Source organism: Klebsiella sp. 1SOBk10mer (assembly GCF_046602535.1).
In the GTDB taxonomy this organism is placed as follows: domain Bacteria; phylum Pseudomonadota; class Gammaproteobacteria; order Enterobacterales; family Enterobacteriaceae; genus Klebsiella; species Klebsiella quasipneumoniae.
Window position 1 is genome coordinate 647922 of sequence record NZ_JBKIUP010000002.1, and the last position, 14635, is coordinate 662556.

The 14635-nt window shown below is 59.2% G+C and carries 13 protein-coding genes; 4 read left to right on the top strand and 9 right to left on the bottom strand.

Annotation, left to right across the window (positions count from 1 at the left end):
• Position 1: 1 nt before the first annotated feature.
• Positions 2–865 (top strand): acyl-CoA thioesterase II, encoded by an 864-nt coding sequence (gene tesB, locus ACLH1I_RS08830; protein ID WP_151628470.1) that lies wholly within the window; start codon positions 2–4, stop codon positions 863–865.
• A 51-nt stretch (positions 866–916) separates the two neighbouring features.
• On the opposite strand, the gene amtB is transcribed toward tesB, so the two are convergent.
• The 5 genes from amtB to ACLH1I_RS08855 form a co-directional block, all read right to left on the bottom strand.
• The gene (amtB, locus tag ACLH1I_RS08835) at positions 917–2203 is read right to left on the bottom strand and encodes an ammonium transporter AmtB (RefSeq protein WP_004204781.1); all 1287 of its coding nucleotides are present in this window, start codon (positions 2201–2203) and stop codon (positions 917–919) included.
• A 33-nt stretch (positions 2204–2236) separates the two neighbouring features.
• A complete protein-coding gene (glnK, locus tag ACLH1I_RS08840; protein WP_002891893.1) occupies positions 2237–2575 on the bottom strand; it encodes a P-II family nitrogen regulator in 339 nt (112 codons plus the stop codon).
• Between the two features lie 243 nt (positions 2576–2818).
• A complete protein-coding gene (locus ACLH1I_RS08845) occupies positions 2819–4597 on the bottom strand; it encodes a SmdB family multidrug efflux ABC transporter permease/ATP-binding protein (protein WP_004204783.1) in 1779 nt (592 codons plus the stop codon).
• On the bottom strand, positions 4590–6362 hold the full coding sequence (locus ACLH1I_RS08850; RefSeq protein WP_004204785.1) for a SmdA family multidrug ABC transporter permease/ATP-binding protein: 1773 nt from the start codon (positions 6360–6362) through the stop codon (positions 4590–4592). The genes ACLH1I_RS08845 and ACLH1I_RS08850 overlap by 8 nt, the downstream gene beginning before the upstream one ends.
• 42 nt (positions 6363–6404) lie before the next feature.
• On the bottom strand, positions 6405–6863 hold the full coding sequence (locus ACLH1I_RS08855) for an Lrp/AsnC family transcriptional regulator (protein WP_004204786.1): 459 nt from the start codon (positions 6861–6863) through the stop codon (positions 6405–6407).
• 115 nt (positions 6864–6978) lie between these two features.
• On the opposite strand from ACLH1I_RS08855, the gene ACLH1I_RS08860 reads away from it, so the two are divergent.
• The gene (locus tag ACLH1I_RS08860) at positions 6979–8031 is read left to right on the top strand and encodes a PLP-dependent cysteine synthase family protein (RefSeq protein ID WP_023319850.1); all 1053 of its coding nucleotides are present in this window, start codon (positions 6979–6981) and stop codon (positions 8029–8031) included.
• Positions 8032–8075: 44 nt separating this feature from the next.
• Here ACLH1I_RS08860 and cof read toward each other — a convergent pair whose 3' ends face one another.
• The gene (cof, locus tag ACLH1I_RS08865; protein ID WP_017898908.1) at positions 8076–8894 is read right to left on the bottom strand and encodes an HMP-PP phosphatase; all 819 of its coding nucleotides are present in this window, start codon (positions 8892–8894) and stop codon (positions 8076–8078) included.
• Positions 8895–9021: 127 nt separating this feature from the next.
• Here cof and ACLH1I_RS08870 point away from each other — a divergent pair, with 127 nt between their 5' ends.
• On the top strand, positions 9022–10719 hold the full coding sequence (locus ACLH1I_RS08870) for an SgrR family transcriptional regulator (RefSeq protein WP_048323175.1): 1698 nt from the start codon (positions 9022–9024) through the stop codon (positions 10717–10719).
• Positions 10720–10785: 66 nt separating this feature from the next.
• Positions 10786–11487 (top strand): 7-cyano-7-deazaguanine synthase QueC, encoded by a 702-nt coding sequence (gene queC, locus ACLH1I_RS08875; RefSeq protein ID WP_032421067.1) that lies wholly within the window; start codon positions 10786–10788, stop codon positions 11485–11487.
• 128 nt (positions 11488–11615) lie between these two features.
• Here queC and ACLH1I_RS08880 read toward each other — a convergent pair whose 3' ends face one another.
• From ACLH1I_RS08880 to ppiD, 3 genes are all read right to left on the bottom strand, one after another.
• The gene (locus ACLH1I_RS08880; protein ID WP_048323174.1) at positions 11616–12017 is read right to left on the bottom strand and encodes a YbgC/FadM family acyl-CoA thioesterase; all 402 of its coding nucleotides are present in this window, start codon (positions 12015–12017) and stop codon (positions 11616–11618) included.
• 111 nt (positions 12018–12128) lie between these two features.
• A complete protein-coding gene (locus ACLH1I_RS08885) occupies positions 12129–12497 on the bottom strand; it encodes a helix-hairpin-helix domain-containing protein (RefSeq protein WP_048294255.1) in 369 nt (122 codons plus the stop codon).
• Positions 12498–12645: 148 nt separating this feature from the next.
• The gene (ppiD, locus tag ACLH1I_RS08890; protein ID WP_017898913.1) at positions 12646–14520 is read right to left on the bottom strand and encodes a peptidylprolyl isomerase; all 1875 of its coding nucleotides are present in this window, start codon (positions 14518–14520) and stop codon (positions 12646–12648) included.
• Positions 14521–14635 lie beyond the last annotated feature (115 nt).

The following is a 14635-nucleotide window of genomic DNA, read 5'->3' on the forward strand; positions in this document are numbered from 1 at the left end:
TATGAGTCAGGCACTCTCTAACCTGCTGGTATTATTAGATTTGGAAAAAATTGAGGAAGGGTTGTTCCGTGGACAGAGCGAAGACCTGGGATTGCGCCAGGTTTTTGGCGGCCAGGTGGTGGGCCAGGCGCTGTATGCGGCAAAAGAGACCGTGCCCGTTGAACGTCTGGTGCATTCGTTTCACAGCTACTTTCTGCGCCCCGGCGACAGTCAAAAACCGATCGTCTACGATGTGGAGGTGCTGCGCGACGGCAACAGCTTTAGCGCCCGCCGGGTCGCCGCCATCCAGAACGGGAAGCCGATCTTCTATATGACCGCCTCCTTCCAGGCGCCAGAGCACGGCTATGAACATCAGAAAGCGATGCCGGCCGCCCCCTCCCCTGATGGGCTGCCTTCGGAAACCGACATTGCCCGCAAGCTGGCGCATCTCCTGCCGCCGCAGGTGAAAGACAAATTCCTCTGCGATAAGCCGCTGGAGATCCGCCCGGTGGAGTTTCATAACCCGATGAAAGGCCATATCGCCGAGCCGGTGCGTCAGGTGTGGCTGCGCGCCAACGGCGCCGTTCCCGACGATCTGCGCATTCATCAGTATCTACTGGGCTATGCCTCGGACTTTAACTTCCTGCCGGTGGCGCTGCAGCCGCACGGCGTTGGTTTCCTTGAGCCCGGCATGCAGGTCGCCACTATCGATCACTCGATGTGGTTCCATCGGCCGTTTAATATCAATGAGTGGCTGCTGTACAGCGTCGAAAGCACCTCGGCCTCCAGCGCCCGCGGCTTCGTCCGCGGCGAGTTCTACACCCAGGATGGCACGCTGGTTGCCTCAACGGTGCAGGAAGGGGTGATGCGCAACCGCAACGCATAAAAAAAGCCTCCCCTACGGGAGGCTTTTTGCTACATGGAGAAGGGTTTTATGTCAGGCGTTGTAAGCGTTTTCGCCATGGCTGTTGACGTCCAGCCCTTCGCGCTCCTGCTCTTCCGGCACGCGCAGCCCTACGGTCATATCCGCTACTTTGTAGCCGATAAAAGCGACGACGCCGGACCAGACCACGGTAATGCCGATACTTTCCAGTTGCACCAGCAGCTGATGGCCCATGGTGACGCCTTCCGCATAACCGACGCCGCCCAGAGAAGTCGCCGCGAAGATACCGGTCAGAATACAGCCGACGATGCCGCAGACGCCGTGAACGCCGAAGACGTCGCAAGGGTCATCCACACGCAGCCAGCGTTTCAGCGCAGTCACGCCCCAGATACCCGCCAGGCCAGAGGCGATACCGACGATCAGCGCGCCGCCGACACCGATATAACCACACGCCGGCGTAACGCCAACCAGACCGGCAATTGCCCCGGAGCAGGCGCCCAGCAGTGAAGGTTTGCCGCGCAGAGCCCATTCGCCAAAGGTCCACGCCAGGATAGCAGCGGCGGTCGCCACGACGGTGTTAACGAACGCCAGGGCCGCGATTTCATTCGCTGCGCTGGCAGACCCGGCGTTGAAACCGAACCAACCCACGTAGAGGATAGCGGTGCCGGTGAACACCATCGGCAGGTTATGCGGTTTGAACGCTTCTTTGCCGAAGCCCACGCGTTTGCCCATCATATACGCGCCCACCAGCCCGGCGACCGCGGCGTTGATGTGCACAACGGTGCCGCCGGCGAAATCCAGCGCGCCATGCGTCGCCAGCAGACCGCCGCCCCAGACCATATGCGCAATCGGCACGTAGGAGAGCGTCATCCACACCACCACGAAAATCAGCACGGCGGAGAAACGGATACGTTCAGCCAGCGCCCCGACGATCAGCCCGACGGTGATGCAGGCGAACGAGCCCTGGAAGGCGACGTGGATATACTGATAGAAGGTGCCCATCAGCGCTTTCAGTTCAATATTTTTCAGCATCACCCAGTCAAAGCTGCCGAAGAAGCTGCCGCCGGTGCCAAAGGCCAGGGTATAGCCATAAATGACCCACAGTACGCAGACCAGGCCAAAGGTGACAATCACCTGCGTCAGCATGGAAAGAACGTTCTTACCGCGGATCAGGCCGCCGTAAAACAGCGCAATCCCCGGGATAGTCATAAACAGAACCAGCGCGGTGCAAATCATCATAAACGCGTTATCGGCTTTGTCCGCCACCGCAGGCGCGGCCATCGCCAGCCCCGGAAGAAGGGCTAATGCCCCCAGACCCGATTTCATTGTTGCCATTTTCATTGTTTCGTTCCCCATCACTGTGTGGTCTGGAAATTACAGTGCCGCTTCGTCAGCTTCGCCGGTACGGATGCGAATGACGCGCTGCAATTCAGCGACAAAAATTTTGCCGTCGCCAATTTTTCCGGTGTAAGCCGCTTTGCTGATGACATCGATAACTTCATCCAGCTGATCGTCGGCGATCGCCACATCAATCTTCACTTTTGGCAGAAAGTTGACGCTATACTCGGCGCCGCGGTAGAGCTCCGCATGTCCTTTCTGACGGCCAAATCCTTTGACTTCAGTGACCGTCAGGCCCTGAATGCCGATGGAAGACAAGGCTTCACGCACGTCTTCCAGTTTGAATGGTTTGATTACCACGGTAACCAGCTTCATAAGTCCCCTCCAGTCAGTATTCGGTAATGGCCGCAGCTAACACGATGGATATAAAGCAAGGGCTATGCCAGAAATGAAAAAAGGCCGCTGAGCGGCCCTTTGATGGCAAAAAACAGGCGAGAGGTCAGGCATTAGCCGGCGTAAAGGCATTTAACGGGCAAAAATGCACCACAGCGGTGCATTTGATGTAACGTTTTTGCACCACGACAGGCCGCCCAGCCTTCGCTGCCTGCTGGTGGTGCATCAGGCGCTGAGCGACTCTTCTCTGGCGCTGGCCGCCAGCTCTTCACCAGCCAGCTGTAGCTGATACATCTGCCAGTAGCGGCCTTTCGCCGCCAGCAGCTGCTGGTGGTTGCCCCGTTCGACGGCCTGACCACGATGCAGAACCAGAATGGTATCCGCCTCGACGATGGTCGACAGCCGATGGGCGATAACCACCAGGGTGGTATGCTGGCGAACCTTCGCCAGCGCCTGCTGAATCGCCTGCTCGGTACCGGAGTCGATGTTTGCCGTCGCCTCATCCAGAATCAGTACCTGCGGGGTGTCCACCAGCACGCGCGCCAGCGCCAGCAGCTGCTTCTGTCCGACGGAGAGATTATTGCCCTGCTCGCCCAGTTGGGTGTACAGGCCGTCGCTCATGCTGCGCGCCACCGCCGCCAGCTGCACCGCCTCCAGCGCTTCCCAGACCTGGGTTTCGCTGATGTCCCGGCCCAGCGCGACGTTGGCGTAGAAGGTATCCGCCAGCACCACCGGATCCTGTTGCACCATCGCGATGCCCCGACGCAACGCGCTGTGGCTAAGAGAAGCGAGCGGCCGGCCATCGATGCGGATCTCCCCGTGGGTTAACGGATAATAGCCCATCATCAGACTGGCGAGGGTACTCTTCCCGCTGCCGGTATGCCCGACCAGCGCCACAAAGCTGCGGGAAGGGATATCCAGCGTGATATCCTGGAGGACCAGACGATCCCCGCGGTAGGCGAAGGAGAGATGGTCGATTTCCACCCGACCGCTGCTCAGCGGCGCGTCATCGGCGCCCCACGCCTGGCGCGGACGGTCCATCAGTTCGAAAACGCGTTCGCCGGCGACCACCGCCTGCTGCAGCATTGACTGCTGGGTGGTCAGCTCAATGAGCGGCTCGTTAAGGCGTCCGAGATAGCTGATAAACGCATACAGGACCCCGACCTCAATCGTGCCCGCCGCGCTAAAGCCGAACAGCATCAGCAGCCCGCACAGCACCAGCGAGGAAAAAAGACTCAGCAGCGGACGCAGCAGAAAACCGTCGAGGCGTAGCGTCTGCATCCGCGCCAGGTAGTGGGCGTAGCTGGCCTCACGCATCCGTTCGCCAAAACGCGCCTGCTGGCGGAACTGCTGGATGACCCCCATGCCGTTGATCACTTCGTTAAAGCCATCGTTGATGTCGGCAAGCCAGGCGCGTACCCGGCGCACGATCGGCGTGCTATAGCGCTGATAAATGATCATCACGATCAGCACCGCCGGGAAAATCGCGATCGCCACCAGCGCCATCCGCCAGTCGAGGCTAAACATCGCCACCAGCATCGCGCCGATCAGCGCCGCGCTACGCAGCACCGTCGCCACTACCGTCACGTACAGGTCGCGAATGACTTCCGTATCGTTGGTTACCCGGGAGATAAGCTGCCCGACCGGCTGAGTATCAAACTCGCTGAGCGGCTGATGCAGGGCGGCATCCATCACATCGCTGCGTAACTGCTGGACCACGCCAACCGCGGCGCGGTTAAACAGCAGCGACTGGCTATAGTGCAGTAACGCCGCCAGCAGCTGCAGACCGATATAGGCTGCCGCCAGGCCTGCCACCAGCTTCAGCGGCAGAGTATGTTTCGCCACCATATTGTCGATGAAATAGCTAATAAGCAGCGGACCGCTCACTTCCGCCGCCGCCGCGATCCACATCATCGCCACCGCGATGGCCAGCGGCTTACGCCACGGTGAACCATAGGCCAGCAGGCGTTTAAGCGTCGGCCAGAGTTCGGTAAAGCTACGCATCCAGGACCTCCTCTTGCTCCTGGGGAACCTCGTCGAGCGCGGCCTCCAGCTGCTGATAGCGATACATGTCGCGATACCAGCCTGGCTGCACGGCCAGCGCCTCATGGCGGCCGCGCTGGGCAATATGTCCGTGCTGCAGTACCAGAATTTCACTGGCCTCGGTCAGCGCCGACAGTCGGTGGGCGCTGATAATCACCGTCCTCCCCTCTCCCCACTGGCGCAGGTTGTGCAGGATCTGGTGCTCCGTACGGCCATCCACCGCCGATAAGGCATCATCCAGGATCAGAATTTCGGCCTCCAGCAGCAGGGCGCGGGCAATAGAGATACGCTGTTTCTGGCCTCCGGAGAGCATCACGCCGCGCTCGCCCACTTCGGTATCGTACCCCTGGGGCAGACGCAGAATGTCGTCATGCACGCTGGCCAGCCGCGCCACCCGCTCAATCTGTTCCGGCGTCGCGTCCGGTTTTCCCAGCGCGATATTATTGGCGACGGTATCGGAGAATAAAAACGGCGTCTGATTGACCACCGCCAGCCGTTCGCGCCAGCTGTCGAGCTGCAGACGCGGTAGCGGCAGATCGTGAAAGCGGATCTCGCCGCTGGTGACGTCAAAATGGCGCTGCAGCAGGGCCAGAATGGTGCTTTTGCCGGCGCCCGTCGGCCCGCAGATGCCCAACATTTGCCCCGGCTGAAGGGTAAAATTAACCTGTTCCAGTGAAGGTTTGCTCGCCTGCGGATAGATGAAATCGCGGATAGCGACCTGCAGGACGCCGCGGCCTGCTGGCACCGTCTCGGTCCCGTCGTCCACCGCCGGCGCCTCTTCGAGCAGGGTGCGGATACGACCATAGGCCGCGCTACCGCGCTCCACGATGTTAAACATCCACGCCAGCGCCAGCATCGGCCAGATCATCAGGCCAAGGTACATCACGAAGCTGGTCAGCTGCCCCAGCGTCAGGCTGCCGTGGATCACCATCCAGCTGCCGCCGCCGATGGCCAGCAGGTTCGCCGCCCCGATGGCGATATAGATGGTAGGGTCGAAGCGCGCGTCAATTCGCGCCACGCGCATATTTTTCGCTCCGGTATCGGCCGCATCGGCAGCAAACTGCGCCGACTGGCGATCCTCCAGCCCGAACGCCTTAATCATGCGGATGCTGGTCAGGCTCTCCTGCGTGCGATCGTTGAGGCTGGAAAAGGCCGCCTGGGCGACGCGAAAACGTTCGTGAAGGGCATCGCCGTTGCGTTTGATCGCCAGGGCCATCAGCGGCATCGGCAGCAGCGCCAGCAGGGTGAGCTGCCAGCTAATCTGCGTCGACATCACAATCAACACCGCACAGCCCATCACCAGGGAATCCACCAGGGTTAACACCCCTTCACCAGCGGCAAACACCACCCGGTCCACGTCATTGGTGGCGCGGGCGATAAGATCCCCGGTGCGATGGCGCAAATAGAACGCCGGATGCTGGCGGCTCAGCTGCCGGTAAAAGTCTTCCCGCAGTTCGACCGCCAGCTGGTAAGAGGCGCCGAACAGCAGCACGCGCCAGACATAGCGCAGCAGGTAGACCATCACCGCGATCAGCACCAGCGCGCCGATCCACATCCACACCTTCTCCGCGGTGTAATGTTGTTGCGTCACGCCGTCGACCACAATGCCCACCACCTTCGGCGGAACAAGCTGCAGGACGGCAATAATGGCCAGCAGGGCAATTGCGCCAAGATAGCGGCGCCACTCCCGGCGGAAATACCAGCTGAGTTGTGCAAATAATCGCAAGCAGTAAGATCCTGATTTGTTATGGGTTACGGCGCAATACCGTTATTCGACAGGCAAGGCGGTGGTGTATTTTATCTGTTCCATGGCAAAACTCGAAGTGACATCCGACAGCCCCGGCACGCTGTTCACCAACCGTTTATAAAAGTCGTCATAGCGCTTCATATCGGCCACCTGCACCCGCAGCAGATAGTCATACTCCCCCGCCATCCGCCAGAAGCCGAGCACTTCAGCCATCTGCGTCACTTCGCTCACAAAATGGCAATACCAGTCGCTGCTGTGATGCTGGGTCTTGATCAGGACAAACGCCGTCAGCCCCAGCCCCACCTTTTCCGCATCCAGTAAGGCGACGCGCCCGCGGAGAATACCCTCATCCTCGAGTCGTTTCAGGCGTTTCCAGCAAGGGGTCGTGGTCAGATTAACGGCATCGGCCAGCGCCTGCAAAGAGAGGGTGCAATCTTCCTGCAGCAGCGCCAGCAGCTTACGGTCAATTTTATCTAACATAAGGCCACCAGAGAGAATAATTTACTCCCGCAATTGTAATTGAAAGGCCAAATAGCAACAATTTTTCCCGCACAATCCGCTAAGCTGGGCACAAAATGACAAACAGGAATCCGAGATGAATAGCGCCTGGGTAAAACACGCCATTAGTGAAATTAACGCCGACTATCAGCGTTCCGCCGATACACACCTGATTCGCCTGGCGCTGCCTGGTTTTCCGGGGATCCCGATTTATCTGAAGGATGAAAGTACGCATCCGACCGGTAGCCTCAAACATCGTCTGGCGCGGTCGCTGTTTCTCTATGGCCTGTGCAACGGCTGGATCAAAGAAGGCACCACGATTATCGAATCGTCTTCGGGTTCGACTGCAGTTTCTGAGGCCTATTTCGCCCGCCTGCTGGGGCTGCCGTTTATCGCCGTGATGCCCTCCTGCACCGCCAGACGAAAAATCGAACAGATCGAGTTCTACGGCGGACGCTGCCATTTTGTGCAGAGCGCCTGCGAAATCTACGCGGCTTCCGAAACGCTGGCGCGTGAACTGAACGGCCACTATATGGATCAGTTTACCTTCGCCGAGCGGGCCACCGACTGGCGCGGCAATAACAATATCGCCGACAGTATTTTCCGCCAGATGAGCCATGAGCCGCACCCGCAGCCGTCGTGGATCGTGATGAGCGCCGGCACCGGGGGGACCTCGGCGACCATTGGCCGCTATATTCGCAGCCAGGGTTACGAGACGCAGCTGATGGTTGTCGACCCGCAAAATTCAGTATTCCTCGATTACTGGCAGACCCGCGACGCCAGCCTGCGCAGCCCGATCGGCAGCAAAATTGAAGGCATCGGCCGCCCGCGCGTCGAGCCATCGTTTATTCCCGATGTTGTCGATGAGATGCTGCGCGTGCCGGATGCGGCGAGCGTGGCCACTGCTCTGTGGCTGGAAACGCAGCTTGGGCGAAAAGTCGGCGCCTCGACCGGGACCAACATGTGGGGCGTGCTGCAGCTGGCCGCGCGGATGCGCGAGGAAGGACGCACGGGTTCCCTCGTCACCCTGCTGTGCGACAGCGGCGAGCGTTATCTGGAAAGCTATTACAACCCGCAGTGGGTGGCGGCCAACATCGGCGATATCGCACCCTGGCAGGCGGAGATCGCCCGGCTGGTCGGCAGAACATAAAAAAAGCCAGATAGAATGCTATCTGGCTTGCTGGAAGGGTCTCTCTATTCGGGGGAATAAGGAAGATCAGGATTATCCAGCCAATGCGTTAAAAAATGGGAGACCGCCTGATGCCGGCAGTCGCCAATAACCGGGAGATGCGGCAGCTCGGCTTTCAGCTGCGGCATCGCGTTGCCCATGATGAACCCCCGCCCGACGCTGCGAAGCATCTCGCGATCGTTCATCGCATCGCCGAAGGCCATGCACTCCTGTAGGGAGAGTCCCAGGTGCTGGCTCAGCCTCGCCAGCGCCGCGCCTTTATTGCAGCCAACCGGCAGCACTTCCAGACAGTCCATCGCCGAGAAGCAGAGAAACGCGCGCTGGCCCAGCGCCTCATTCAGTTGGATCCGCAGGCGGCGCAGATCGTCATGATCGCCGCAGAAGCAGATCTTGGTGACATGATGCGCCGACATACGTTTCGGATCGCACAGTTGATAGCGAAACCCGCTGAAGACATGCGCCTTCAGCAGCTCAGGTCTTGCCTGGCCGGTGAACCAACCGCCGTCATTAAACACGTGCATGCTGGCCCGGGTATCCCATCGACTATGCAGCACGTCTTCCGCTACCTCGGGATTGAGATCCTGACGGTACAGCTCCTCCCCTTCCAGCGAGTGGATGCGCGTCCCGTTGCCCGTGATCAGAAATGCGTCCAGGGAAAATTCACCCATCACATGGTGCATCTCCAGCGCATGGCGGCCGGTGGCGAACGTCAGAGTGATATCGCGTTCCCGCAGCCGTTTCAGCGCGGTGAGCGTCTTTTCTCCGAGACGATGGTCCGGCATCAGTAAGGTGCCGTCCATATCAAATGCTGCCAGTTTTGCCATGGTGTTTTCCCCGATGTGTGATGGGCTTCGCTTGTGTTGCAGTATCACCTGGGATATACGGAAGTAATAGTGAATAGATAATATAAATTGTTCCGGGTTTATTGCGGCCCGGTGGGCGACAGCGCTTATGAGACTCTTACACCGTTTAAACCAGTACCAGCGGCTGTGGCAGCCCTCTGCCGGGGCGCCGCAGCAGGTCACCGTCGGCGAGCTGGCGGAACGCTGTTTTTGCAGCGAACGCCACGTCCGTACCCTACTGCGTCAGGCGCAGGAAGCTGGATGGTTAAGCTGGCAGGCCAGCTCCGGGCGCGGCAAGCGCGGCTTGCTCTCTTTTTACAAAACGCCGGAACGTCTGCGCAATGAGATGATGGAGCAGGCGCTGCATAAAGGTCAGCAGCAAAACGCGCTGGAGCTGGCGCAGCTGGCCCCGGTGGAGCTGAAAGCCCTGCTCCACCCCTTTCTGGGCGGTCAATGGCAAAACAATACCCCGACGCTGCGTATTCCCTACTATCGCCCGCTGGAGCCGCTGCGTCCCGGCTTTCTGCCCGGACGCGCCGAGCAGCATCTGGCCGGGCAGATCTATGCCGGGCTGACGCGCTTCGACGAAGGTGACAATATGCCGATCGGCGATCTGGCGCACCACTGGCAGGTCTCCCCTGACGGCCTGCGCTGGCAGTTTTATATCCGCTCCACACTGTGCTGGCACAACGGCGATGCGGTGGAAACCGCACAGCTGCGGCAGCGCTTACTGCTGCTGCTGGAACTGCCCGCCCTGCGGACCCTCTTCGCCAGCATCAGCCGCATCGATGTCACTCACGCCCAGTGTCTGACTATCACGCTGCATCGTCCTGACTACTGGCTGCCGTTCCGCCTCGCCAGCTATTGCAGCGTGCTGGCCCATCCTGACGATCCGGCCATCGGCTGCGGACCGTTCCGCCTGAAGCGGTTTAGTCCGGAACTCGTCCGCCTGGAGAACCATCCTCGCTACCACCTGCGGCATCCGCTGATCCAGGCGGTGGAGTACTGGATCACCCCCCAGCTCTTCGATCGCGATCTCGGGACCAGCTGCCGCCACCCGGTGCAGATCACTATTGGCGATCGCGAAGAGCTGCATAACCTGCGCCAGGTCAGCAACAGCATCAGTCTTGGCTTCTGCTATCTGACCCTGCGTCACAGCCCTCGGCTTAGCAAAGCGCAGGCCCAGCGGCTGGTATCGATAATTCACTGCTCGTCGTTGCTGGATACGCTGCCGCTCGACGAGGATCTTATTACGCCAAGCCATGAGGTGTTGCCGGGATGGTCCATCCCGCAGGGGCCGGAAAACAGCGCGGTGCCGCTGCCGGCCAGGCTCACGCTGCTCTACCATCTGCCGGTCGAACTCCACGCCATGGCCGAACAGCTGAGACAGCGGCTGGCTGTGCTGGGCTGCGAGCTGACGCTGCTGTTCCATGACGCCAAAAACTGGGAAGGCTGCCAGCATCTGGGGCAGGCCGACCTGATGATGGGCGACCGCCTGATCGGCGAAGCGCCGGAGTATGCCCTGGAGCAGTGGCTGCGCTGCGATATGCTGTGGCCCAATTTGCTGACCGGGGCGCAATATGCCCATCTGCAGGCGACATTAGACGCGGTACAGGCGCAGCCGGAAGCCCGCAGCCGCAACGATGCGCTGCGCAACGTATTTAACAGCCTGATGGAAGACGCCATCATGACGCCGCTGTTTAAATATAACTATCGGATCAGCGCCCCGCCGGGAGTCAATGGCTTGCGCCTCAACGCCCGCGGCTGGTTCGACTTCGCCAGCGCCTGGCTGCCGGCGTCGACGTGACAGAGCTGGTGGTGGCGGGCGTCTGGCGCTACCATATCGCCTTTACTCATTTAGTCAGGAATTGCCATGAAACGCGCCGTAGTTGTCTTCAGCGGAGGACAAGATTCAACCACCTGTCTGGTGCAGGCTCTGCAACAGTATGATGAAGTGCATTGCGTCACTTTTGATTATGGCCAACGCCACCGCGCGGAAATCGACGTTGCGCGCGAACTCGCCCTGAAACTTGGCGCCGTCGCGCATAAAGTGCTGGACGTTACCCTGCTCAATGAACTGGCGGTCAGCAGCCTGACCCGCGATAACATTCCGGTACCGGATTATCAGCCTGATGCCGAGGGCATTCCCAATACTTTTGTCCCGGGGCGCAATATTCTGTTTTTAACCCTGACGGCCATCTACGCCTATCAGGTAAAAGCCGAAGCTATCATCACCGGCGTGTGCGAGACCGACTTCTCCGGCTACCCGGACTGCCGCGATGAGTTTGTCAAAGCGCTGCACCACGCCGTCAGCCTTGGAATGGCGAAAGACATTCGCTTTGAAACACCGCTGATGTGGCTGAACAAAGCCGAGACCTGGGCGCTGGCCGACTACTGGGGTCAGTTAGATCTGGTGCGCCGGGAAACCCTTACCTGCTACAACGGCATTAAGGGCGATGGCTGCGGCCAGTGCGCCGCCTGCAACCTGCGCGCTAACGGGCTTAACCAGTATCTGGCCGATAAAGTCGGGGTAATGGCGGTGATGAAGCAAAAAACCGGGCTGACACAGGCATAGCCTCCGCAGAGGTATCTTCCAAAAGCTTCAGTTCAACTTCCCCGGTAGCGCTACGCTTACCGGGGCAAGGGGTTCATCACCTTCCGTGGGTAGAGGCGCGCCACCGCCCGGCACGCACGCGACGGTTGTCAGCGCAAGTTCATCTGGTCGAGTTTCTCACGCAGTTCCCCTTGCAGCGGCAGCGCCTTCTGGGTTTTCAAATCGATACAGACGAAGGTAATCAGCGCATCGGCCACCACCTCGCCGTTGGGGTTGAGAGTGACCACCTGGCTGAGCGTGCCGCTTTTGCCGTTGAGTTGCTCCAGTTTGCTGCTCACCGTCAGCACATCGCCCAGGACCGCCGGACGGCGGTAGTTAATATTAATATTCACCACCACGAAGGCGATGTTTTTCTCGGTCATCCACTGAAACGCCGGACTCTTTTCCAGACCATCCCAGCGGGCCTCCTCAAGGAACTCCAGGTAGCGTGCGTTATTCACATGCTGGTAGACGTCCAGATGATAGCCGCGAACTTTAATTTGTGTCTGCATAGTATCAATGCCTTTCTGTTATTGTTGTTTATGAGGTAAGAGGTCACACCACTTGATGCAACCTCTTTATCCTGGCAAAAAATCACCGCTGTGCAAGCGCTGGCAAAAAATTTACAGCGTCAGATGGGATAAATTCCGCTCCACCAGCGCGCTGCCCATCCCCGGGACCTGCTTCAGATCATCAAGGGTTTTGAACGGTCCGTACTCCTCACGGTAGCTGACAATCGCCTGGGCTTTTTTCAACCCCACGCCATTCAGAGCCTGCGCCAGCTGTTCGGCGCTGGCGTGGTTAATGCTGACTTTGGTCGCCCCGTTGTCGGCCTCGCCGGGCTCCGCTTTCGCCTTCGCCGAAGAGGACGCCTGGACATGCTCTTTGGTTACCGCCGCTTTGCCGCTGGCGGGGGCAGCCAGCGCGCCCTGTGCGCCTACCGCGAAAACCAGAACGCCCGCGGCCATCAGTGCTTTTATTCCATATTTCATGCTGATATCTCCTTGTGTATAGACAGCAAGGCTACGATAGCGTCAGTGCGGATGGCCGACAAAAGGCAAATCACAGAAATGGAAAGGGCCGCGAAAGCGGCCCTTGAGGATTACATGGTGTTGCGTATTTTTGCGAAATGACGCGAAATTACTGCTGCTGGTCGATACTGTCGCCCAGCTTAATTTTCGCCGCCTTGCGCAGGTTGCTCATCAGCGCTTCGAAAGCGATTTGGGCATTGTTCTGGGTAATCCCCTGAACCATAGCCTTCTTCTGCTCTTCCGGCATGCTGCCCGCTTTCACCTCATCGAGCGCCACCAGCACCACATCGCCTTGCATGTTGCTGCCAACGCCATAGACCGGTTTGCCCTGCTGCGGCAGCGGCAGAGTAAATGCCAGCTGGCTCAGCGGATCCTGGCCGGTACGGGAAAGCGTCTGCGGTGCGCCAAAGCTCAGGCCAGCCGCCTTCATCGCCTCATCGCCTTTGCCGTCTTTCAGCGCCGCCAGCAGCTTATCGGCATCCCGCTTCGCCTGCTGTTCCGCTTTATTGTGCTTAACGATATCGCTGACCTGCGCCTTCACTTCGGCCAGCGGTTTCACCGCCTCGGCTTTGTGCTCGCTGATACGCAGAACAAAGGCGCGATCGCCGTCAACGGTAATGATGTCGGAGTTGCTGCCCGGCGCGCCGTTCACGCCGACCAGACCGCCGTTGAAGATAGCGTCAGCGACCGGTTTAAAGTTCAGCTCTTCCGGCAGGTTATCGCGGCCAAACCAGCCGGTTTCCACCACCTGCAGTCCGGCGACCTGCGCCGCGCCCGCCAGCGATTCATTATCGTTGCTGGCCGCATCGCTCACCTTCTGCTGCAGCGCATAGTAAGCATCCAGCGCTTTCTCCTGCTTCACTTTAGCCGCAATGTCATTGCGCACGTCAGCCAGCGGCTTGACCTGCGCCGGCTGGACGTCGTCCAGACGGGCCACCAGGAAGCCAACCGAGGATTTGATCACCCCGGAGAGCTGGCCTTTCTCTTTCAGGCCGGCGTCTTTCAGCTCAGGCACGGTAGAAGCATCTTCCATCCACCCCATATCGCCGCCGTTGCGGGCAGAGATAATATCGGTCGATTTTTCTTTTGCCAGCGTGGCGAAATCGGCGCCTTTTTGCAGCTCGGCCAGTACCGCTTTCGCATCAGCTTCAGTTTTAGTCTGAATCACGCTGTAGCGATTACGCTGCGGCTGAGTGAACTGATCTTTGTGCTGGTCATACCATGACTGAATTTCTTCGTCAGAGGCGTTTTCCTGCATGCTGGCGGCATCCATCTTGATGTAGCTTACGCGGAACTGCTCCGGCGCCATAAAACGGGCCTGATTCTGCTGCCAGAAAGCGTTGATTTCCTCATCGCTGGCGGTCTGTTTTGCCGCCAGGGCGTTGACGTTGATGGTCGCTTCGCGAACGACACGCTGCTGAGACACCAGCGCCGCCAGCTGATCGGACTCGCCGGGCAGCATGAAGTCGGTACCCGCAATGGCGTTAATCAGCTGCTGCGTGGTCAGCTGGTTACGCAGCGCCTGGGCGTACTGATCGGTGGTCATCCCCATCTGGGCGACAATACCGCTGAAACGCTGGTTGTCGAACTTACCGTTCGTCTGGAACGCCTGCGTCTGGAAGATCGCCTGCTTCACCTGCTCATCGCTGATGCTGAGGCCCAGCTCGCGGGCATACTGATCCAGAAGCGACTCGTCAATCAGGCGGTTCAGCACCTGCTGGCGCATGGTTTTCATGTAGTTTTCGTTCGCCGCCAGCTCGGAGAACTGGTCGCCAAGCTGCTGCTGCATACGGTTACGTTCGCTGGCGACGGCGTTTTCAAACTGCCCACGGCCAATCTCCTGGCCATTCACTTTTGCGGCATAGTTTTTGCCACCGCCAATCAGGTAACCACTCACCCCGGTCAAAATGAACGAGACGATAATGATACCGAAAATAATCTTGAGCACGACGCTGTTGGCGGCCGTGCGTAGGTTGTCCATCATGGTGTAACAACGCTCCGCTGTAGATGACTTTAGCTCGCGCAGCATAGCACGTGATGGCCGCCGCGCGTGAGGACGTATTTTGACAAGAAAACAGGGTGATTGTCAGCCCACAAGT

Excerpts from the sequence above, each read along its gene's own strand:
- glnK (WP_002891893.1), bottom strand. The coding sequence starts at position 2,575 with ATGAAGCTGGTTACCGTGGTAATCAAACCATTCAAACTGGAAGACGTG.
- ACLH1I_RS08870 (WP_048323175.1), top strand. The coding sequence starts at position 9,022 with ATGAGACTCTTACACCGTTTAAACCAGTACCAGCGGCTGTGGCAGCCC.
- ppiD (WP_017898913.1), bottom strand. The coding sequence starts at position 14,520 with ATGATGGACAACCTACGCACGGCCGCCAACAGCGTCGTGCTCAAGATT.
- ACLH1I_RS08885 (WP_048294255.1), bottom strand. The coding sequence starts at position 12,497 with ATGAAATATGGAATAAAAGCACTGATGGCCGCGGGCGTTCTGGTTTTC.
- queC (WP_032421067.1), top strand. The coding sequence starts at position 10,786 with ATGAAACGCGCCGTAGTTGTCTTCAGCGGAGGACAAGATTCAACCACC.
- amtB (WP_004204781.1), bottom strand. The coding sequence starts at position 2,203 with ATGAAAATGGCAACAATGAAATCGGGTCTGGGGGCATTAGCCCTTCTT.
- cof (WP_017898908.1), bottom strand. The coding sequence starts at position 8,894 with ATGGCAAAACTGGCAGCATTTGATATGGACGGCACCTTACTGATGCCG.
- tesB (WP_151628470.1), top strand. The coding sequence starts at position 2 with ATGAGTCAGGCACTCTCTAACCTGCTGGTATTATTAGATTTGGAAAAA.
- ACLH1I_RS08845 (WP_004204783.1), bottom strand. The coding sequence starts at position 4,597 with ATGCGTAGCTTTACCGAACTCTGGCCGACGCTTAAACGCCTGCTGGCC.
- ACLH1I_RS08860 (WP_023319850.1), top strand. The coding sequence starts at position 6,979 with ATGAATAGCGCCTGGGTAAAACACGCCATTAGTGAAATTAACGCCGAC.
- ACLH1I_RS08880 (WP_048323174.1), bottom strand. The coding sequence starts at position 12,017 with ATGCAGACACAAATTAAAGTTCGCGGCTATCATCTGGACGTCTACCAG.
- ACLH1I_RS08855 (WP_004204786.1), bottom strand. The coding sequence starts at position 6,863 with ATGTTAGATAAAATTGACCGTAAGCTGCTGGCGCTGCTGCAGGAAGAT.